This is a genomic window from Wolbachia endosymbiont (group B) of Ischnura elegans (genome assembly GCF_947251585.1).
GTDB lineage: Bacteria > Pseudomonadota > Alphaproteobacteria > Rickettsiales > Anaplasmataceae > Wolbachia.
On record NZ_OX366371.1, the window covers coordinates 403,615 to 423,697 of the forward strand.

General features: G+C 35.1%; 17 protein-coding genes and 5 pseudogenes. 8 read left to right on the forward strand and 14 right to left on the reverse strand.

Going from position 1 to position 20,083, the window contains the following annotated elements:
- Window positions 1-209: 209 nt before the first annotated feature.
- Window positions 210-917: a uroporphyrinogen-III synthase gene (locus OPR58_RS02020; protein ID WP_265022887.1), complete on the forward strand. Its 708-nt coding sequence runs from the start codon at window positions 210-212 to the stop codon at window positions 915-917.
- Window positions 917-1,699 carry an exodeoxyribonuclease III gene (locus OPR58_RS02025; protein WP_017532452.1) on the forward strand — a complete coding sequence of 261 codons (783 nt, stop codon included), beginning with the start codon at window positions 917-919 and terminating at the stop codon, window positions 1,697-1,699. The genes OPR58_RS02020 and OPR58_RS02025 overlap by 1 nt, the downstream gene beginning before the upstream one ends.
- An 8-nt stretch (window positions 1,700-1,707) precedes the next feature.
- Here OPR58_RS02025 and OPR58_RS02030 read toward each other — a convergent pair whose 3' ends face one another.
- The gene (locus tag OPR58_RS02030) at window positions 1,708-2,616 is read right to left on the reverse strand and encodes a hypothetical protein (protein ID WP_265022888.1); all 909 of its coding nucleotides are present in this window, start codon (window positions 2,614-2,616) and stop codon (window positions 1,708-1,710) included.
- Window positions 2,617-3,008: 392 nt separating this feature from the next.
- Between OPR58_RS02030 and OPR58_RS02035 the strand changes: the two genes are divergently transcribed.
- Entirely contained in the window at window positions 3,009-3,257 is a 249-nt protein-coding gene (locus tag OPR58_RS02035; protein WP_265022250.1) for a DUF6444 domain-containing protein, read from the forward strand.
- Window positions 3,257-3,433, forward strand: a complete 177-nt coding sequence (locus OPR58_RS02040) for an IS66 family transposase zinc-finger binding domain-containing protein (RefSeq protein WP_406846499.1) — start codon at window positions 3,257-3,259, stop codon at window positions 3,431-3,433. Before OPR58_RS02035 ends, OPR58_RS02040 begins: the two co-directional genes overlap by 1 nt.
- Before the next feature lie 70 nt (window positions 3,434-3,503).
- Here OPR58_RS02040 and OPR58_RS02045 read toward each other — a convergent pair whose 3' ends face one another.
- Window positions 3,504-4,469 carry an IS110 family RNA-guided transposase gene (locus tag OPR58_RS02045; protein WP_265022277.1) on the reverse strand — a complete coding sequence of 322 codons (966 nt, stop codon included), beginning with the start codon at window positions 4,467-4,469 and terminating at the stop codon, window positions 3,504-3,506.
- 234 nt (window positions 4,470-4,703) lie between these two features.
- On the opposite strand from OPR58_RS02045, the gene tnpC (OPR58_RS02050) reads away from it, so the two are divergent.
- Entirely contained in the window at window positions 4,704-5,642 is a 939-nt protein-coding gene (tnpC, locus tag OPR58_RS02050) for an IS66 family transposase (RefSeq protein WP_265023147.1), read from the forward strand.
- A 101-nt stretch (window positions 5,643-5,743) separates the two neighbouring features.
- On the opposite strand, the gene tnpC (OPR58_RS02055) is transcribed toward tnpC (OPR58_RS02050), so the two are convergent.
- Entirely contained in the window at window positions 5,744-7,087 is a 1,344-nt protein-coding gene (tnpC, locus tag OPR58_RS02055; protein WP_265022247.1) for an IS66 family transposase, read from the reverse strand.
- Between the two features lie 279 nt (window positions 7,088-7,366).
- Here tnpC (OPR58_RS02055) and OPR58_RS02060 point away from each other — a divergent pair, with 279 nt between their 5' ends.
- Window positions 7,367-8,332, forward strand: a complete 966-nt coding sequence (locus OPR58_RS02060; protein WP_265022277.1) for an IS110 family RNA-guided transposase — start codon at window positions 7,367-7,369, stop codon at window positions 8,330-8,332.
- A 70-nt stretch (window positions 8,333-8,402) separates the two neighbouring features.
- Here OPR58_RS02060 and OPR58_RS02065 read toward each other — a convergent pair whose 3' ends face one another.
- Both OPR58_RS02065 and mutS read right to left on the reverse strand, forming a co-directional pair.
- Window positions 8,403-8,825, reverse strand: coding sequence for a DUF6444 domain-containing protein (locus OPR58_RS02065; RefSeq protein WP_265022563.1), 423 nt, complete (start codon window positions 8,823-8,825; stop codon window positions 8,403-8,405).
- A gap of 143 nt (window positions 8,826-8,968) precedes the next feature.
- Complete coding sequence (gene mutS, locus OPR58_RS02070) at window positions 8,969-11,470, reverse strand: DNA mismatch repair protein MutS (RefSeq protein WP_265022889.1); 2,502 nt, start codon at window positions 11,468-11,470, stop codon at window positions 8,969-8,971.
- A gap of 113 nt (window positions 11,471-11,583) precedes the next feature.
- On the opposite strand from mutS, the gene OPR58_RS02075 reads away from it, so the two are divergent.
- The gene (locus tag OPR58_RS02075; protein WP_265022890.1) at window positions 11,584-11,970 is read left to right on the forward strand and encodes an ankyrin repeat domain-containing protein; all 387 of its coding nucleotides are present in this window, start codon (window positions 11,584-11,586) and stop codon (window positions 11,968-11,970) included.
- 5 nt (window positions 11,971-11,975) lie between these two features.
- On the opposite strand, the gene OPR58_RS02080 is transcribed toward OPR58_RS02075, so the two are convergent.
- From OPR58_RS02080 to OPR58_RS02100, 5 genes and pseudogenes are all read right to left on the reverse strand, one after another.
- A complete protein-coding gene (locus OPR58_RS02080; RefSeq protein WP_265022284.1) occupies window positions 11,976-13,331 on the reverse strand; it encodes a recombinase family protein in 1,356 nt (451 codons plus the stop codon).
- 257 nt (window positions 13,332-13,588) lie between these two features.
- Window positions 13,589-14,029 (reverse strand): annotated as a pseudogene (locus tag OPR58_RS02085) (recombinase family protein); the annotation flags it as partial.
- Between the two features lie 444 nt (window positions 14,030-14,473).
- The gene (locus tag OPR58_RS02090) at window positions 14,474-14,761 is read right to left on the reverse strand and encodes a hypothetical protein (protein WP_265022891.1); all 288 of its coding nucleotides are present in this window, start codon (window positions 14,759-14,761) and stop codon (window positions 14,474-14,476) included.
- 39 nt (window positions 14,762-14,800) lie between these two features.
- Window positions 14,801-15,034, reverse strand: coding sequence for a gpW family protein (locus tag OPR58_RS02095; RefSeq protein ID WP_265022892.1), 234 nt, complete (start codon window positions 15,032-15,034; stop codon window positions 14,801-14,803).
- Window positions 15,027-15,554: pseudogene (locus OPR58_RS02100) on the reverse strand (terminase gpA endonuclease subunit); the annotation flags it as partial. The gene OPR58_RS02095 and the pseudogene OPR58_RS02100, both read right to left, overlap by 8 nt.
- A gap of 109 nt (window positions 15,555-15,663) precedes the next feature.
- Here OPR58_RS02100 and OPR58_RS02105 point away from each other — a divergent pair.
- Window positions 15,664-16,623 carry an IS5 family transposase gene (locus tag OPR58_RS02105; RefSeq protein WP_265022212.1) on the forward strand — a complete coding sequence of 320 codons (960 nt, stop codon included), beginning with the start codon at window positions 15,664-15,666 and terminating at the stop codon, window positions 16,621-16,623.
- 42 nt (window positions 16,624-16,665) lie between these two features.
- On the opposite strand, the pseudogene OPR58_RS02110 reads toward OPR58_RS02105, so the two are convergent.
- From OPR58_RS02110 to OPR58_RS02125, 4 genes and pseudogenes are all read right to left on the reverse strand, one after another.
- A pseudogene (locus OPR58_RS02110) lies at window positions 16,666-17,573 on the reverse strand (terminase gpA endonuclease subunit); the annotation flags it as partial.
- A gap of 115 nt (window positions 17,574-17,688) precedes the next feature.
- Window positions 17,689-18,093: pseudogene (locus tag OPR58_RS02115) on the reverse strand (phage terminase large subunit family protein); the annotation flags it as partial.
- Window positions 18,090-19,565 (reverse strand): annotated as a pseudogene (locus tag OPR58_RS02120) (ankyrin repeat domain-containing protein). The pseudogenes OPR58_RS02115 and OPR58_RS02120, both read right to left, overlap by 4 nt.
- Window positions 19,566-19,584: 19 nt before the next feature.
- A complete protein-coding gene (locus OPR58_RS02125; RefSeq protein ID WP_265022893.1) occupies window positions 19,585-20,070 on the reverse strand; it encodes a hypothetical protein in 486 nt (161 codons plus the stop codon).
- Window positions 20,071-20,083 lie beyond the last annotated feature (13 nt).

Here is a 20,083-nt window from a genome sequence, read left to right on the forward strand (position 1 = left end):
CTTAAAAAAGATGTTACTCAGTGAGTAACATCTTTTTTTCATTTGATCAAAAACATTCGCTTATTTAAGATCAGTTTTCTAGCACTGGGCCAATTATGAAGTTTCTTTTGCCTTTTTTCTAGGTTATGCAAGAAACTTGAAAAATAAAATTTTTATTCAATAATTTGTGTATAAGGGATATCATTTTACTGCTAGCGAAATAAACCAGAATGAAGTCTATTTTATTGACAAGGCCTTTATTAGATTCGTTGAGCACAAGAAGCACGCTAAAAAAATATGGATACAAAGTTTTTATAGAGCCAGTATTCACAATAAAGTACTTAAATCCTGATATATCTACGTATGAATTTGACGTTGTGATATCTACAAGTAAAAACAGTGTAAAGGCTTTCAGTCAAATATGCAAAGAGGATAACTTTTCGATTATTACAGTTGGTAATTCAACTATGCAGGCTGCAAAAAATTTGGGATTTTCCGATATAATCTCAGCAGACAGCAACGTTGATGGTCTGATATCATTCATAAAATCTCATTATTCAAATGCAATAAAGTTCTTATATATAAGGGGACAAGAAGTATCATGTGACCTAAAAAAAAGATTATCTGAAGAAGGTTTTAACGTAAGAGAAGTTGTACTCTATAAAACAATTACTAAAAGGAGTCTAACTAATAGGTGTAAAAATTTACTATTGGACGGTAAAATTGATAGCGTTGCTTTTTTTTCCTCACAAACTGCAAGGGTATTTTGTTCATTAGTTCTAAAAAGTGGGCTATCTCCTGTGATGAATAATACAGTTGCATATACCATGAGTAAAAACATTGCTGATAGTTTAAAGTTAATCAAGTGGAAAAAAATTATAACATCGAGGTTGCCTACAGGGGAGAGTTTAATTGATATAATTAATAAGGATTGTTGATGCTAAAGATTGCAACTTGGAATGTAAACTCCATACGTAAAAGAATTAACCAACTTTGTAGTTTTATAGTTGATAGTCAGATAGATATAGTTTTGCTGCAAGAGATAAAATGTACAGAAGAGCAATTTCCTTATGCAGAGATAGAAGAATTAGGATATGAATATGCTGTCTATGGACAGGTTGCAAGAAATGGTGTTTGTGTTTTATCTAAATATCCAATACTGGAGAAGTTTAAAATTGATATTGTAGAGAGTCATCAAGAAGCACGTTATATAGAGTGTGTGATAAAACACACCAATAATAAGGTAAGGGTAGGAAGTGTATACGTTCCAAACGGTCAAAGCCCAGACTCTCATACTTTTGAGTATAAACTCAAGTTTTTTGATAACCTATATGAAAGGATGGGCACTTTGTTGAAAAATGAAGAGTTAACTATTATAGCTGGCGATTATAATGTTGCACTGGATGAAATTGATGTTTTTGATTCAAATTTATTAAATGGCCAAGTGTGCTTTCATATAAAAGAGCGTGAGAAATTAAGAGCGATCTTGAATCTTGGTTTTAAAGATGCATTTAGAATATCTCACCTCAACTTACAACAATTCACTTGGTGGCATTATCAAGGTAATTCACTCAGAAACAATCAAGGAATGCGAATAGATCATATGCTGCTATCGCCACAAGCTGCAGATAAATTGGAAACATGTTACATAGATGATAGGTTGCGTAAACTAGAAAACCCATCTGATCATACTCCTGTTGTATGCGTTATAAAACAATAAAAGACCTCTTACATATTTGGTAAATCTGTTTGCTGTCCTGTACTTTTAGCTGGCTGATCTAAAGTAGGTTGTTTAAGGGTAGCAGGTGTTTCTTTTCGTGGACTGCAAACTCGCTCAGAAGTAAAATGCTGTTTATTCTCTCCGTCTCCCTGAGAAATTTGTTCAGTAATCTCTTTGATTTCGGTTTTTAAAATATCATCAATGCCATTGCGAATTTTTTCATTCAATTTTTCTCTCTTTTCTGTATCATCTTTATCTGGTGAGCTAGGGTCATATAAAGTACCTGGCCTATTATTTGAAAAAAGAACCTCAACTCCTCCCTTTACGGCAAATATTGTACCAATAACAGCAGCAACTATTGCAAGTGTAGTAGGACCAAAAATTAATATTGAAGCAATGGAAAAAAGAATAGGAAGAAAAACTTTACGTAAGAACTTTGTTACCATCTCTTCATCACTAAGTGGTGGTTCATCATCCTCTTTTTTACCACCGCCTAAGAATGGTATTTTCTCTTTTAGCCCACTCATACAAGAATCAGAAATATTTTTCGGGTCTATTTTTATTCCCAATGGTAACCCAACAAGTTTTATTAGTGAATCCTTAGCTTCTGTACCACGTATATCAGCTACACAATCATCTACTAATTTCTTTATTTCAACATTCTTGACATTCTCTTTGTTCGCTAATTTTTTCTCTCTAACTTCTTTAAATACAGAAAGTAAAAACTGACAAAAATTCTCTTCACTGAGTGGTCTTATCTCTTCTGGATTGACATTAGTTAGTAGTATCTTCTTATAATCTAATATAAAATAATCAGTTATTCCTTTGCTCTCCCTTAATTTGGCTTTACCTTCTAATACTTTCACAAAGTAATCGTAAATTTCCTTATGTTCCTTCTTGAAAAGTATCTCATTCATAATGATCTATTCGTACTAACCTATGTTTTAATTATAGCATATTTTTCGCATTAGTTCAAATTTCCTAAAACCTGTATCGAAAGGGGAAAAAGAAAAGAATAAAGCAAAAAATAGAAGAGTAACAAATGATATAAGTGATAAGGGAATGTAAAAAATTGCTTGCGCATATTTCAAATCTGATTATAATGACAATTAGAGATATTTTGAGAGCTCAAAAACTTATCTTTGTCTGCAGACTTTTTCCACTAAACAATCAAATTAATTAAAAAATGTAGTGTATCTTCTTCAGTGTATACACGTATACTTAATCGTAACCGTTCACGGAGATAAGGTGGTTTACAAAGTAAGTATAAAAGTGTAAAGAGATAGGAAGCTAAATATGGAATGGGTAAATGACAACAGTGCTGCAAGAAAAGGTTGTAGCAGAAAAGGCTAATCTCAAGGAAGAAATAAAAGCACTGATCAGAGAAAATGATAGCTTGAAAGCAAAAATAGTTGAATTAGAAGACAAATTGGGCTTAAATTCGCAAAATTCTCATCGCTGCCACCATCACGAGATATATATCGTAAGAAAGCAAAAAAGAAAAGTGATAAAAAACCAGGAGGTCAGCCAGGACATAAGGTGCATAAGCGTGAATTAATGGCTGCAGACGAGGTAGTGAGATGCACAATTGATACAATTTGTATGTGTGGAGGTAAGATTACTTTAGAAGATGAAATTATTCATCAGAAGGCAGAGTTGCCAGAAATTAAGCCAATTGTAACTGAGTACAGGTTGCAAAGAGGACATTGTAGCAGTTGTGTTAAAAGTCAATAGAAAAATTGATGTAGCTGTGAATAAGTACTTAAAATTTGTGTGGGCGTACTTATTCACAGCTATGCTATTGCTATATAGAAGCAGTTTTAGGGCTATACTCCTCAGTAAACAGTCTACCGTCTCTTACTAAAGAGTTAGCAAGGATAAGTAATTTTCTCATTGCAGCAGTAGAGGTAACTTTATATGGTTTTTTATATTGATTGTATAGCCTATCAAAGAAGATTTTTATATAAGAATTGTACCTTTGCGCACTAAGAATGCACATATGTAAAACCTTTCTAATTTGTGATCTACCACCCTGAATACACCTTTTTCCCTTACTAAAACCACTATCTCGATTAAAAGGTGCAACTCCGGAAAGGCTGGATATTTCTTTATGTTGGAGAGTTCCAAGCTCGGGTAGATAACAAATAAAAGTAATAGCTGTTATTGCACCTACACCAGGTATACTAGTTATTGACATGTACTTTTTTTTAAGCTCTTGATTTTTATCGACTAATTCCATTACCTCATCTTCTAAGACTTGAATTTGATTTTGTAAAACTGCAAGTAGCTCTTCCATTTGTTTGATTATAGATAAATCGGTTACTTGATGAGCTTGGGTTTTTTGTATTTTTGCTATTTCTACTAGTTGATTCCTGCGAGATAATTTTTGCTTCAAACAGTCAATACTACTAACTTTTAAAGGAGTGACACGCATGTCTGTATTACTAACATAACGTGAGATGATGCTACAGTCTATTTTATCAGTTTTAGTAGCAATACCAAGGCTTTTTGCATAATCTCTCACCCATCTTGGTTGAATGACATATACTTCAAAACCATGGCTTAATAAAGTATAAGCACATAATTTTTCGTACCCACCAGTTGCTTCAAGTCGAACTTTGGTTACGTTATGTAAACGCAAAAAGTCGATTATTTGATCAATAGCTTGAACGTTATTTTCAAATACTTTATGATGTCCAAGTGGATGAATATGGATATCTAGTTTATTTTTGCTAATATCAATGCCAGTAATAATATTTGATAAATTCATAATCCCTCCATAAATAATGTGTATACTGCATTTTCCACCCTTATATACGAGCCTAAAAGCTCAACCAGTTGTTCGGAACTTTCAGTATAATAAACCAGAGAGGAGAACCTTGCTGCAAAACGGTCCTTATGACCAAGAGTATGTACGGTTCCTCCTCTCTGCGTGTCTTTATACCGCCATTTCGTGACATTTATAAAGACTTGTTTTTAACATATAAGAGTATGTAATAAAAGAATTACAGCAAATTTACCCGAAGGTGTTGCAAGAGATTTTCTAGGACCCAATGCTAAAACAGTTATAAGCAGCCTTAGCGGCTTTTTTATTAACTCAAAAAGAGAGGTACAGCAAATTTTGGGCAGTATTTTTAATCTAAATATAAGCCTTGGTTTAGTCTCAAATACTGAACGCAGGGTATCGAAGAAGTGTGCATCTGAATATGAGAAAATGAAGGAAGAGTTGCAAGGAAGCGAGTATTTGCATATAGACGAAACAGGGCACAGAAATCAAGGAAAGAGAGGCTGGAGTTGGGTAATAACAAACAAAGCGTTGACACTTCTGAAGGTAAGCGAGTCTCGTGGTAAGAAGGTGTTGAAGAGTTTACTGCCAGAATATGATGGTATAGTTGTGAGCGATAGATACGCTGTATACAATTACTTCAATCGTGAAAATAGACAGATATGTTGGGCACATCTGGCAAGAGATTTTGAGAGATTTGCCCATAGTAAAAATGTTGAAGTGAGCAAAATTGGCCAAGCACTAAAATCGCTCAGCAATAAGGTGTTTGTAGTAGATAAGGCAAAAAAACAAAATTTGATAGATAATTTGAGATTTTATCGACTGGTGCGAAAAATTCGGAAAAGGGTAAAACATTTTTTACGTAAAATGACGAGGGTTGCAAATAGCACTCAAGCTTCAAGAATGGCCGCTAAGATGTTACGATCTGAGGATATGATGTGGAAGTTTTTAAGAAAACCTGAAGTGATAGAAACAACTAATAACCTTGCAGAACGGCAAATTAGACGGTACGTAATTTATCGTAAAAACAGCTTTTTCACCTGGTCAGAACGTGGAGAAAGATTCGTGGAAAGAATGTTGTCGATATTTTTGACATCACGTCTAAATGGCCAGAACCCCTTTCAAAAGCTACAGAATCTAGTAGCTGTCACTGCTTAGTTCTTTAATTCATTCTCACAATCCGTGAACGGTTACTATTTTTAACCTACCAGGAAAAAAGATATCAAGTTGAGAGGTAACCGTTCACGGAATATTCCCAATTAGGCAGGAATAGCGACTAAATTCTGTAGTTTCTGGACAGGATTCTGATCATTCAAACGTGCAGTCAAAAATATCGAAAGCATTCTTTCAATGAACTTTTCTCCACGTTCTGACCAAGTGAAAAAACTATTTTTACGATAAATGACGTACCGTCTAGCCTGACGTTCTGCAAGGTTATTGGTTGTCTCGATCAGATCAGGATTGCGCACGAATCTCCACATCATATCTTCAGAACGTAGTATATTGGCAGCCATTCTCGAGGCCTGAGTTCCTTTTGCAACCCTTGTTATCTCTCGCAAAAAATGTTTCACCCTTTTTCGAATCTTCCTCATTAACCGGAAAAATCTTAAATTGTCTATCAGGTTTTGTTTACGTGCTCTATCTACCACAAATACCCTGTTGCTCAGCGATTTTAATGCTGCGCCAATTCTGCTCACTTCAACATTTTTACTGTAAAAAAACCTTTCAAAGTCCCTTGCTAAATGGGCCCAGCATATCTGTCTGTTTTCACGATTAAAGTAATTATACGCAGCATACCTATCGCTTATAACTATTCCATCATACTCTGGCAATAGCCCTTTTAATATCTTCTTTCCGCGAGATCCAACTAACTTCATAAGTGTTGCTGTTTTATTCGTTACTACCCAACTCCAACCTTTCTTTCCCTGGTTCCTATGGCTTGTTTCATCTATATGTAAATACTTGCTTTTCCGTAGCTCTTCTCTTATTTTTTCGTATTCAGATATACATTTTTCTGATACTCTACCCTCGGTCTTTGATACCAAACCTAGGCTTATATTCAGATTAAATATGCTGCTCAAAATTTGCTGTACTTCCCTTTTTGAATTGATAAAAAATCCACTAAAACTGCTAATTACTGCTTTTGCATTAGCTCCTAAAAGATCCCTTGTCACACCTTCAGGCAGACTAGCTGAGATCCTTTTCTTACACGCCTTACAGTAGCCTTTTTGTAGCCTATATTCAGTCACTATCGGTTTAATTTTTGGCAATTCAACCTTTTGATGCACAGTTTCTTCTTCTAAAATAACTTGGCTTCCACACATGCAAATTGTATCAATTGAACATTTTACCACCTCATCTGCTACCATCAATTCCCGCTTGTGCGCTTCATGTCCTGGCTGCCCGCCTGGTTTTTTATCGCTCTTCTTTTTTGTCTTTTTGCGATATACATCTTGCGATGGTGGCAGCGATGAATTTTTTGAATTTAAACCCAGCTTATCCTCTAGCTCAATTATTTTTGTCCTTAACTTATCATTCTCTGCTTTCAGAGTACCAACTTCTGACTCCAATACCACAATCTTTTCTTGTAGCACCTCTATCATCAACCCCTCATCTATCTAGTTTATTGTTTTTTATACTAATTATGCAATTTTTGTAAACTACTTTCTTATACCGTGAATGGACAAAGTTGATAAGCCTAAACGCCATCATGTCTTTAGGAGAGTCTGCTAATGAAGGCTCTTAAGTTGACGCCATTGCGTGAACGGTTACAGGTTCTCCTCTCTGGTTTATTATACTGAAAGTTCCGAACAACTGGTTGAGCTTTTAGGCTCGTATATAAGGGTGGAAAATGCAGTATACACATTATTTATGGAGGGATTATGAATTTATCAAATATTATTACTGGCATTGATATTAGCAAAAATAAACTAGATATCCATATTCATCCACTTGGACATCATAAAGTATTTGAAAATAACGTTCAAGCTATTGATCAAATAATCGACTTTTTGCGTTTACATAACGTAACCAAAGTTCGACTTGAAGCAACTGGTGGGTACGAAAAATTATGTGCTTATACTTTATTAAGCCATGGTTTTGAAGTATATGTCATTCAACCAAGATGGGTGAGAGATTATGCAAAAAGCCTTGGTATTGCTACTAAAACTGATAAAATAGACTGTAGCATCATCTCACGTTATGTTAGTAATACAGACATGCGTGTCACTCCTTTAAAAGTTAGTAGTATTGACTGTTTGAAGCAAAAATTATCTCGCAGGAATCAACTAGTAGAAATAGCAAAAATACAAAAAACCCAAGCTCATCAAGTAACCGATTTATCTATAATCAAACAAATGGAAGAGCTACTTGCAGTTTTACAAAATCAAATTCAAGTCTTAGAAGATGAGGTAATGGAATTAGTCGATAAAAATCAAGAGCTTAAAAAAAAGTACATGTCAATAACTAGTATACCTGGTGTAGGTGCAATAACAGCTATTACTTTTATTTGTTATCTACCCGAGCTTGGAACTCTCCAACATAAAGAAATATCCAGCCTTTCCGGAGTTGCACCTTTTAATCGAGATAGTGGTTTTAGTAAGGGAAAAAGGTGTATTCAGGGTGGTAGATCACAAATTAGAAAGGTTTTACATATGTGCATTCTTAGTGCGCAAAGGTACAATTCTTATATAAAAATCTTCTTTGATAGGCTATACAATCAATATAAAAAACCATATAAAGTTACCTCTACTGCTGCAATGAGAAAATTACTTATCCTTGCTAACTCTTTAGTAAGAGACGGTAGACTGTTTACTGAGGAGTATAGCCCTAAAACTGCTTCTATATAGCAATAGCATAGCTGTGAATAAGTACGCCCACACAAATTTTAAGTACTTATTCACAGCTACATCAATTTTTCTATTGACTTTTAACACAACTGCTACAATGTCCTCTTTGCAACCTGTACTCAGTTACAATTGGCTTAATTTCTGGCAACTCTGCCTTCTGATGAATAATTTCATCTTCTAAAGTAATCTTACCTCCACACATACAAATTGTATCAATTGTGCATCTCACTACCTCGTCTGCAGCCATTAATTCACGCTTATGCACCTTATGTCCTGGCTGACCTCCTGGTTTTTTATCACTTTTCTTTTTTGCTTTCTTACGATATATATCTCGTGATGGTGGCAGCGATGAATTTTGCGAATTTAAGCCCAATTTGTCTTCTAATTCAACTATTTTTGCTTTCAAGCTATCATTTTCTCTGATCAGTGCTTTTATTTCTTCCTTGAGATTAGCGTTTTCTGCTACAACCTTTTCTTGCAGCACTGTTGTCATTTACCCATTCCATATTTAGCTTCCTATCTCTTTACACTTTTATACTTACTTTGTAAACCACCTTATCTCCGTGAACGGTTACAATTAAAGCGCCATAGATTGCTAAAACTCCATAATTGTGGAGTAATATAATGTTACTTTCCTCAAGCCTTTAGCTCCTCAAATACTTCTCTTGCTCTGTTTAAAACAGAATCAGGAAAACCAGCAAGTTTTGCTACATGTATTCCATATGACTCATCTGCAATGCCTTCAATTACTTCATGTAAAAAGATGACTTCTCCTTTCCATTCTTTTATTTTCATACAAAAACATTTCACATTTTCTAAGTATTCACCTACTTTAGTCAATTCATGATAATGAGTTGCAAAAATGGCGCGGCACTTATTTACATTGTGAATATGTTCAATCACCGCCTGTGCAATAGATAATCCATCATACACCCCTGTGCCCCTACCAATTTCATCAAGTATCACCAAGGAACGGTCCGTTGCCTGATTTACTATCGTTGCTGTTTCGATCATCTCTACCATGAAGGTAGAATAACCAGCTGTTATATTATCCGTTGCGCTAACCCTGCTGAATATCTTGTCAATCACTCCAATATGCGCACTCTCTGCTGGCACAAATGACCCCATGTGAGCTAAAACTGCAATGAGAGCGTTTTGCCTCAAAAAAGTGCTTTTTCCCGCCATATTAGGCCCAGTAATTAGATGTATACCAGCTAAATTGATGCTATTTGAAATGAATTTATCGTTAACTTCAACCACTGGATGTCTTCCACTACAGATATTGAACTCTTTGCTGTCATCAATGATGGGTTTTACGTAATTATTTTGCACTGCAAGCTCTGCAAACGAGGTTCTAATATCAAGTTTTGCCAAAGCATTTGCAGCAAGAGCAATTTTTTCAGATTCTTTAGCGACTTCACTACACAGTTCACTAAAAATTTTCATTTCTAAGCCGATTGCAGCATCACGTGCCGTAAGAATTTTATTTTCTAGTTCTTTCAATTCATTAGTAGTGTAGCGCATGCTATTTGCTAAGCTTTGTCTATGAATAAATATATCCGAAGTTATTTTGTGATTTGCCGACACTTCAACGTAGTAACCAAGTATATTGTTGTGTAATATTTTGAGTGCAGCAATGCCAGTTAGGTCGCGATAAGACTCACGGAGCTTAGTTACCAACTTGTTACTGTTGTTCAATATATAATATAATTCGGATAATTCTTGATCATATTTTGGATTGATAAATCCTCCTTCTTTTACGGAACTGAGGTTGTTATCAAGTATAGCACTGTTTAGAAGCTCGAATAGATCTTTATGATTACCAAGACTTTTATGTATTGTGCTTAGTTCACTTTCGTTACTACTTATCACCTGAGTAGTAGACTTTTCTCTGTTCAAGCATTGGAATGACATCTGAGAGTTAGCTGCCGGTTCTTCACTTAAACAATAATTATGCAAGGTAGACAGAAACTCAGATAACTCTAAAGTTTTTCCTAGGCCTATTTTTAATAGGTCCATATCCTTTGGCGAACCACGTCCTAGTATTAAGCGCGATAAAGACCTCTCAATATCCGGAATGTTAGATAATATCTCTCGTATTTTTCTACGTGGCTCATAATTATTTACAAAAAATTGAGTGGTGTTGAGCCTCAAATTGATTGCCTTGGAGCAAGCAAGTGGTGAAGCAAGCATTTGTTTGAGCAGGCGTCCACCAGAAGCTGTAACTGTGTGATCAATAACTGAAATTAGTGAACCTTTCTTTTCACCAAATTGAGTTGAGAATAACTCAAGATTTCTCCTTGCTGAAGCATCAATAAGCATGAAATTTTGTTGCTTATAGGTTTTCGGGAATTCAAGCCTTGGAATGGAGCCCCTTTGTGTTACTCTGACATATTCAAGCAGTGCACCGCACGCCATGATTTCTACTTTGCTGAAATTTCCTATACTCCCAAGTTCCCTGATTTTATAAAACTCGCATAACGTTCTGTGAGATTTACTATACTCAAAAAAACTCTGTACGTGTTGTGTAATTGATATTTTATAATTTTTTAAAATCGATCTAATTTTTTCGTCCTCAATGAATTTTTCAGAAATTAATAATTCTCTTGGTGATATACGCAATAAATCACTATCTAGAGCTTTCAAACTCGTTAAAGTGTGAAAAAATTTTCCCGTCGATAATTCAAGCCAACTAATAGCATATTCGTCATTTTGTTCAACTATGGATGCGAGATAATTATTGCTTTTATCCTCCAGTAGTGAATCTTCTATAATTGTACCTGGAGTTACAACTCGCACTACATCACGTTTTACTATGGATTTATAGCCCCTCTTTTTTGCTTCATCAGCAGTTTCTAATTGGTCACAGATTGCTACTTTGAATCCTAAATCTATTAGCTTGTGCAGGTAAGACTCACTACTGTGTGCTGGCACTCCACACATTGGTATTTCTTGCCCATTTGAATTGCCCCTCTTGGTTAGCACTATATTCAGCAATTTCGCAGCTTTAATAGCATCATCGAAAAACAATTCATAAAAATCGCCCAGTCTATAAAACAATAGATGATCCGTGTATTGAGCTTTCAAATTTAAATATTGCTCCATTACAGGGGTATTTTTTTCTCTTATTAAGTTCATAACATTTTTAAATATGTTAGCAGCAAACCACTTACTCTGGTGTTGGTTATTTTATTATGGATCAATAATTTTTTTTAGCTATAGTACAAAAACAAATAGTTTGAGGTAGAATTATGGAATATGAACGGTTGTTAAAAATATTAAGGACAATAAGTGACTTAAATGAGAACAATATAATCGAAAGGGTAAAAGAGGAATTGGAAAAAGAAGATCCAGACACGTATAAAAAGTGGCAAGATAATGGATTTAACATAAATTATACGTTCGATGATCAAAGTACATTGTTACATATAGCTGCTAGAAATGATCTTGTAAAGATAGCAGAGCTTTTAATAAAAAAAGGGGGTAATGTTAATACAGCAGATCAAGATGGATGGAATCCTTTACACTTTGCTGCTGCAAGTGGTAGTATAGGAGTGGTAGAGATTCTCGTAGCAAACGGGGCTAATGTTAATGCAGCAGATCAAGATGGGTGTACTCCTTTTGATTATGCATATTGATACTCCTATAAAAAATTTGGATTGTTGAGTTTACCATGTTTAAAATCCATAAGGATTCTAACAGTCTCTGGCGTATTCTCAAATAAATATTTTCCTCTGGTTTTACTGTCATCTTTTCGTACTTTGATTTGACCATTATTAATTCTATCATAAATCCAATGTGTAGTAACATTGAGGATTTTTGCAATTTGTGGAACGGTAAGATATCCAGATACTTTAAGCGGATGTGACTGATTCCTTGCTCGCATAATGTTATTTTTTAACCGAATAGTTTTTACTGTATTTTCTAAAACGATGTTTTTTGTGGGGGAGCGATGTCCCTGTTTTTCTAAGTACTTAGCAATTTCTGCATCTGTTTTACCTTCTTTACTTAACTTTATTATAGACTGTTCCATTTCTTTTGCTTTAGTCAACTCGCGAAAAGAGTTTACTGGAATGGGAACATGAGAAGTAGTAGTTTCGCCACCATGCCATATAATGCGTACCTGAAGACAATCGCGTCTGATTCTGTGTGCTACCACTTTATCAATGAGACAACGAAGAAAGGACTTTTGTTGTTGACGTGATAGAATTGATTCATACCAAATTTCAGGTAATCTTTTGCCTACATCTAAAAATACTGTTTTCAGTTCTTCAGGTAATTGAGGTGTTGGATCACTTGGACGCTGACGTTCGAACATAATTTCTGCTTGTTGGAGTTCTTTCAATGCTTTCTCCCAGCGTCTTTCAAGTTCTGCAGCTACAAGACGATTGTCAGGGTCTACTTGATTAAATTGTCTTTCTGCCAATCTAACTTGGTACTTTAGGCGCTCTAATTGTTGTAAATGTGCTTTATTAATTGCTTGCTCAGATTGCAATTGTGAGTTAATCGCCTGAGTATAAGCATCAAGCTCAATTTGACCAAGTGCAGCAAAAAATTTGGGAACTACTTCATTATCAATAATATCAGCTGGTAAAAGCTGACATACAGGTACACGATACTGCTGACGTAGATAGTTGCATAAATAACGATTTCCTCCTTTATACTGTACCAACATTTTATGTCCACATTCTCCACAATAAATTATTCCATGTAATAATGCTGCACCTGGTCTTGCTATACCACGTGTTTTATTGCGATCGTATTCTGCATAATTATCTTTTAGCATCATCTCAATCTTTGTAAAAGTTTCCCAATCTATGTAAGCTGAGTATTTACCTTTGATCAGAACTTTCCATTCCTCCATTGGTAATTTTTTTGTTGTTTTGTCAGCAGAAGATGGCTTATGGTATGTAGTACGGGAACGCCCATAAACAAATGCTCCAGCATAGGCTGGGTTTTTAGTATTGAGGTAATTGCTGCAACAGTTGGCTTTTTCCACTGTAGTTCTTTGAAATTATTATATCTAGGAAGAGTTAGTTGATGATCATTAAAATGTCTTAAAACCTTTGATGCTGTTCGTTTTTCTAGAAAAGTTTCAAAAATAAGATTGATACGAGACTGAACTTCAAGGTTAGGATCCTTGCTCGCAGAACCATCAATGTTACGAACAAGACCAACTGGGAGAGATAAGGCTAAATCACCTCTGGTTGCTTTATTTAATAGTCCAGCATTTAGTCTAGCTCTTATAGTAGATAACTCCATTTCAGCAAGTTGCCCTTTCAGACCAAGTAACAGCCGACCATTAATAGTACCAGGACCATAAACACCATCCCGGTCAGCTATTAAACACTGTTTATAGCCACATATATCCAGTAAAGGATACCAGTCAGAACAATTACGTGATAAGCGAGTCACATCGTAGGAGAGAATAATTCCTACCTTTGATAAAGTGACTTTAGTGACAATCTCTTTAAACCCTTCACGCTTTTCAGCACTAGCACCAGTTAAACCAAGATCACTATCGATGATTACAACGTTATCAGCTTTCCATCCAAGGTCAATTGCTCTTTGTTTTAGTGCATACTGTAACTCCAAACTTTCTTGGTTGCTCAATGCTTGATGAGGTGTTGATTGTCTGATATAAATTATTGCTTCGCGTGCTAAATGTTGTGCTGTAATTAGCTCTGATGTACTCATAGATAACCTCTTTGGACACTAATAATATATTTTCTAAAACTTCTGACTTGAAACGTTGCGACATTTTCTGCCACACTTGACATGGTTTACATGGCATAATTTATACTCCTTTGCTAGAGAAACAAATTCGTATAATGAAGACCACGTTAACTTGCTGGTGAGAAAGTTTTGCTTACTAGCTAAGTTGGTAGCAGAAAACGGAATACGTAGAATGATGTAATTGCGATAAGTAACAAATACATTGTGGACTTTTGAGCTGACAGAAGATATTGGAAATGTTCTGCCAAATAGTGGATGTGTTGAATCTGTAACTGTAATTTCCTTAGTTACTTGATTATTGAAGAGGGTATTAAGGTGATTGATCGTTGGTGGTAATGCAAGAAAGTCCTCCTCAAGAACTCTTTTTGAATAGATAATATCGTATCCCAGCTTGTATCTCCACCTTTAGACTGTTTTTGCAGATAATATTCTACTCCAATCTACATCCTCACTTCTAATTTCTTCATCACCTCTAGCATCACGCTCAAGAGAAAGCTTAGCCAACTTTATATCTACTTCATCTATTTCATCATCTTCTTCAGATAATTTACTTGCTTCAATTTCTTCTTCCACTAGGTCCTTTACAACTTCTTCTATAGTTCTATTTTGAACTTTTGCCATTTCTATAAGGTAGTGAGCAAACTCCCCCTCAAAATTTACATTAACATTAAGCCTTTCTTGATTTTGATCCATATTTTAACTATAAAATACCAATTTTAAACTATAACATTTTTACACAATTTTGTCAATCCCCTTACTTGTCGCAATCACAATTCTTCTCTTCGGTCTCACACCTGCAACTTTCAGTTCAGCTTTAATACGTTGTCTTAAGCTTAGTAGATCCTTTATCTGAACTTCAGCATATCTCACAACATGGTCACCATATGCAATTGATACTACTCGCTCTCCGTTTTGCAGCTTCTTTATTGCTTGTTCAACTTGAAACAAATACTCTTCGTTATACATTTTTCAACCACTTACTCTGTCTTAATTTTTTGGGCTTTTTGCTTTCCATTTTTCCACTTAAACTATTCCATTTACTCTCTGGCCAACGATCAATCCCAAGTGCAATAGATGCTGCTCTCGCATAAATTCGGCAATCTAGTACTTCATTTCTTTCTCTTACCTTTTGCCACTCTTGTTTAGTGTATCCTTTTACTACTTTGCTGACTAATTGCTCTGCCGTTAGTTGCTTAAAATATTCAGGTGCATACTCAGGAAAATGACAATATCCTGCTGGCACTTTTTCTTTTTCCCCGTTTTTTAAAACATTAAGTAGCTGAAAAAGCTCTGACTTTAATATCGATACTCCTACTGGCCAGAGCTTTATTCCTCTCTTTAGCTTTTGACCACCAACTGTTATATCAACTCTACTTGGGCTACTCAGCGGCACTAGTGCTTTATTTACACCTTTCACTGCCATTACTCTTCCAGAGCCTTGATGACCTCTTACCCAATTGTATACTTCTTATGTCGCATACCCAGGATGGCTTTGTTGCATAGCTAGTGTTGGTTGAGGTTATTGTAAGGAGAAAAGCTTATGGTTACTAACGCATTTTGTTGTAAAATAGGCATTTTTCAAACAAGTATAACTTATGCCACAAAAAATGAGAGTAAGTAACCAAAGAGAATATAATGAGTTTCTAAAAAAAAGAGGAAATGTTTTTCATTTTGTTAATCAAGCCATAGAAAATTGGTATGAAAATAGTCCAAAAGTTGCAGGTGGCAATAACACTTATAGTGATAAAGTTGTAATTTTAATACACATAATAGTTCATCTTTTTAGAATTGGCTTGAGACAAGCTGTAGGTTTTGTAAAAGGTTATATGGTACAAATAGGCAAAAAACTTAAGATTATCAGCTATACACAAGCTTCCAGAAGATTTAAAAAGCTTAATTTGAAGATTGATGACCATAGAAGCAATAAAGATGATCTGGAAAATGTTGAAATTGCCGTAGATAGCACTAGAGTTAGTATCTACAATAATAACGGTGGGCATAGTAAGCTTAATATTCGAAAAAGAAAATACAGTGGTTATGGTCAAGTAAGAAAATTACATGTTATTTTAAACATAAATGATAAGAAAGCAATAAGCATGAACTACACTAGTGGTGTTGCTGTAGACTATTTGCCGGTCTGCGATATGTTAGAAGAAGTCAGTGATAAATATAACATTTGTTCTATTCGAGCAGATGCGGCTTATGATATAAAAAGTGTGTATAAAGAATGCAGAAAATACAATATTGTGCCTATTATTCGCCCTAGGAAGGATACTAAAATTTGTTTAGCTGACTACTTATCAGAAAGAAACAAGTATATTAGTAGAATTAGGTCATATGAGAATTATGAAGATGGTATTAATGAATGGAAGAAAAAAGTTAAGTATGGAGCACGGTCTTATATTGAAGTCTTTTTCTATAGGTTGAAGCAAATATTTGGGTTTGGCTTGAAAAATAAATCAGAGGTAAATCGTGAAAAAGAGCTGTTAATTAAGTGCTACTTACTGAACAAATTTACTGATATTGGTATGGCTAAATTTAAATTAGCTGCGTAAGTTCATTGTGATTTACATGCCTATCAGTGCTATGCAACAAAGCCACCCAGCATCAACCGCCATCATACTTATCATGTATTCAAGACCATTTTCACCGATAAAATGATGATTTAAGAGCTCAGAGAGTTTTCCCCATACTTTTCCTCTTCCAGTATCACCTTCAAATACTCGGTATTCTATTGACCAACTTTCGCGGCTTTTTCCCCATGCTACAACTTCTACTTCTAAACGATCTTTTTGGACATCTACTCCTGCAGTAAGCACCACTTCTCTCCTAGGTACTGTGCCTACGGGAAAAAATTCTCTCCTGTTAAATAATTGCTTCCAATCTGGTACTTCTCCTTTGTCTACCCAGGTTTCTCCAAGCGTAGTATTTATCCATACTTTTAGTAATTGTTCACTTTCTTTTGCATGAAGAAATCTTCTACTGCTTGAGTCCAGCTATACCAGCCTACTGGACTATAAAGACTTGAAAGATGAAATCCTTTTTTCTCACCTTTTACTCTATTAGTAGGTCTCCATTCTCCACGCTCAAGCATCTCTGTCTTTTGATGATTTTCTATTTTGCCGCTACATTCAGTGCAGACATAATGTGCTGTTCTTGAGTCGTTGTTTTCCCATTTAATTTGTGACCATTTTAGAACTTGATAGTAATTACAATACGGACATGGTACAAAAAAGTACTGCTTATCTGTTGCTTCAAATTCTTTCTCAATTCTGCTTATTCCATGAATCGTTGGTGTTGATACTAAAAAAATCTTTCGCCGTGCAAATGTATTAGTTCGAGCAATACTGAGCAGCACTGGATCTCCTTCACCACCTGAATCTCCTGGATAGGCGTCTATTTCATCAAGAAAGAGATATTTTACTGGCATAGATCTCAGTGCTACACTGCTATTTGCTCCAGTTATTACTACTATTCCACCTGGAAATTCCTTACTTTGTACAGTATAGCCCTTCTTATAATAGTCCGAACGGGGGTGAAAACGTCTTTATAGCTATTATAAGCCAGGAGGACAGCAGTATATTATTATGATCTGTTCGGATTATTGTAGAAAGAGCTATATTGCCTGAGTCTCTTGACCTTGGGTCTTTTACTTTACTCTTTAAACATGGCGTACTCTCTATTAACGGCGCAAATCTTCCTTTTGACCAACGCTTTCCCATTTCAACTGTTGGCTGCACAACTAACATTGGACCAGGAGTCTGATCTATAATATAGCCTATCCAATTGTTACCAGCTTCTGTTCCTCCAATCTGCGCTCCTTTCATGAATACTACTTTTTCTGCAGGTGAAGATGGTGATAGTGAATCCATTATTTCTTTTAAATAAGGAGTTCTTTCCGTTCTCCACTTTCCTGGCTCTGATGCTGCAGTTGGTGCTAAAACTCGATACTCATTTGCCCACTCTGATACTTTAAGCTCTGGATCTGGTTTTAAACCTTCAGAAAATGATGTGGCGTATATCATATTGCTAGCTCTTCACCATCATTAGATGATATTTCCACATCACTTAAATTAGGACTACTTGTTTTCTCACTTTCGAGTTCAATAAACATTTTCTTTTCAAGCGCTTCTTCTATATACTTCTGAATTAAATTACTCATTACTATTGCAGCTATGAGTGCAACTATTCCCACCATTACTGCAGCTATAATGTTAGGGTAAATTCCCACTATCGCTATTGCACATACTGTTATAGAAACACAGATGATATTGATATATTTCTTTATTTTTTTGTCTGCTATTTTCCTTTCTTCAAAATATTTATTGCTCAATAAATGAAACGTTGGAAAGTTGTCATTTTTTCCAAATAAAACTATATCTTTTTCTTTGCTTAATAACTTTATCAGTCTTACGTTATTTGTTGTTATTGCGTACTGAAAAACATCTGTAGCATCTGCTCTTTTCTTTAGCAGTAATTTTACTATATTAAAATGTCTATTTATTGCTGCAAGATATATCGCTGATTCTCCTTTATTGTTTAAAATATCTACTTCAACTCCCTCTTCTAAAATCTCTTCTAGGAACTCCTCATATCCTTTTTTTGCAGCTAAATGAAGTAAACTGTTTTTATCTTCTCCATATTTACTACTCATTAAAATTTCCACTATATCTTGTTTATTCCTTTCTCTTGCATAACAAAATGGTGTTTTGCCTTTATCATCTCTAATCAAAGGATCTATATCTTCTCGCGTTAGTAAAACCTCTATTGTTTTAAGTCTTTCAGCATAATGTAATGGTGTTTTATTTTCATAGTCTTATAAATTGACCTTGGAGTTTGGAGCATTTGTTAAACACCTTACAATATCCAAACACAAATCTCGTTCATCATAATTGCTAACGCTTACAGCATTGTGAAGAGGTGATAACTTTGTTGCATTTTCTCCACTACCGGTCCTATTTACATTTGCATCGAGGTCTACTAGTTTTTTTACTACTCCTATTTTCTTGTTGTTTACTGCATAATGAATTGCTGCGTGATTTCTCGCATCAAGAATGTCCTTATCCGCATTTCCTTCTCTAATTAAAATTTCTACTATTTCTTCATTTCCAGCTCCTGCTGCTAAGTGTAATGCTGTATGTAGTAGAGCATTCTGCTCATTAACATTAACCCCTTTGTCGAGTAAAAACCTTACAGCATTTGCTTCATTCAACATCGCAGCTAAGTGGAGTAAGCTATCTTGCTCTGATCCGTATTTGTTATTAATTAGCGCCTGTAATATTTCTTCTCTTGCACAAGAGAGCGCACTTTTACCATCATCATCAGTGATCAGTGGATTAATATTTTTCCTGTTCAGTAAGAGTGCAACCATACCAAACTCGTTAATTTCTACTGCATAATGCAGTGGTGTCTTTCCATTTAATCCTCTGACATTAACATCTAATCCAGGTTGATTGATGAGACACTTTATTAACTCCAAACTTAAGTTATCAGCCATTTTATATTCAAAATCTTTTTTATATTTGAAATTTAGTATTAGATAATTCTTGTAATGAGTTTGTAATCTCTTCGGTTAGTGCCATATGAATCTTTTCAGTGTCACTCAGTGATGCAAGCAATGCTGAAACTCTATTTGGAATATTAAGTAAATTATTACGGACAACTCTTGCTACATTAAATGCTTCGCGCTTTACTTCCTCTACTGCTACAAGTTCACCAATCTCAGCTTTTGCCTTTGCCTCAAGAAGTTTACCTCGTTCCATTTCATTTTTTATTCTAGTTTTTAGCAACATTGTAGAAAGGTTATTTGTATTTTCGTTTTCTGGATTTTTCCTCCTAAGTGGCTGACTTGGATCTCTTATTGCCGCTACTGCTTCATTTGCTTGCTCTCTATTGATCAAACCATCCTCCAACTTAACTATTCCTTTTTTTACTAAATAACAGACATATTGCTTTGATACTCCTATCTCTCTTGCCCATTCTGTTTGTGTGATCTTTTCCACTTTTTTTGCTTCT

Coding starts and splice junctions, on each gene's coding strand:
- OPR58_RS02020 (WP_265022887.1), top strand. CDS start 210: ATGAAGTCTATTTTATTGACAAGGCCTTTATTAGATTCGTTGAGCACA.
- OPR58_RS02025 (WP_017532452.1), top strand. CDS start 917: ATGCTAAAGATTGCAACTTGGAATGTAAACTCCATACGTAAAAGAATT.
- OPR58_RS02030 (WP_265022888.1), bottom strand. CDS start 2,616: ATGAATGAGATACTTTTCAAGAAGGAACATAAGGAAATTTACGATTAC.
- OPR58_RS02035 (WP_265022250.1), top strand. CDS start 3,009: ATGACAACAGTGCTGCAAGAAAAGGTTGTAGCAGAAAAGGCTAATCTC.
- OPR58_RS02040 (WP_406846499.1), top strand. CDS start 3,257: ATGGCTGCAGACGAGGTAGTGAGATGCACAATTGATACAATTTGTATG.
- OPR58_RS02045 (WP_265022277.1), bottom strand. CDS start 4,469: ATGAATTTATCAAATATTATTACTGGCATTGATATTAGCAAAAATAAA.
- tnpC (WP_265022247.1), bottom strand. CDS start 7,087: ATGATAGAGGTGCTACAAGAAAAGATTGTGGTATTGGAGTCAGAAGTT.
- OPR58_RS02060 (WP_265022277.1), top strand. CDS start 7,367: ATGAATTTATCAAATATTATTACTGGCATTGATATTAGCAAAAATAAA.
- OPR58_RS02065 (WP_265022563.1), bottom strand. CDS start 8,825: ATGACAACAGTGCTGCAAGAAAAGGTTGTAGCAGAAAACGCTAATCTC.
- mutS (WP_265022889.1), bottom strand. CDS start 11,470: ATGAACTTAATAAGAGAAAAAAATACCCCTGTAATGGAGCAATATTTA.
- OPR58_RS02075 (WP_265022890.1), top strand. CDS start 11,584: ATGGAATATGAACGGTTGTTAAAAATATTAAGGACAATAAGTGACTTA.
- OPR58_RS02090 (WP_265022891.1), bottom strand. CDS start 14,761: ATGGATCAAAATCAAGAAAGGCTTAATGTTAATGTAAATTTTGAGGGG.
- OPR58_RS02095 (WP_265022892.1), bottom strand. CDS start 15,034: ATGTATAACGAAGAGTATTTGTTTCAAGTTGAACAAGCAATAAAGAAG.
- OPR58_RS02105 (WP_265022212.1), top strand. CDS start 15,664: ATGCCACAAAAAATGAGAGTAAGTAACCAAAGAGAATATAATGAGTTT.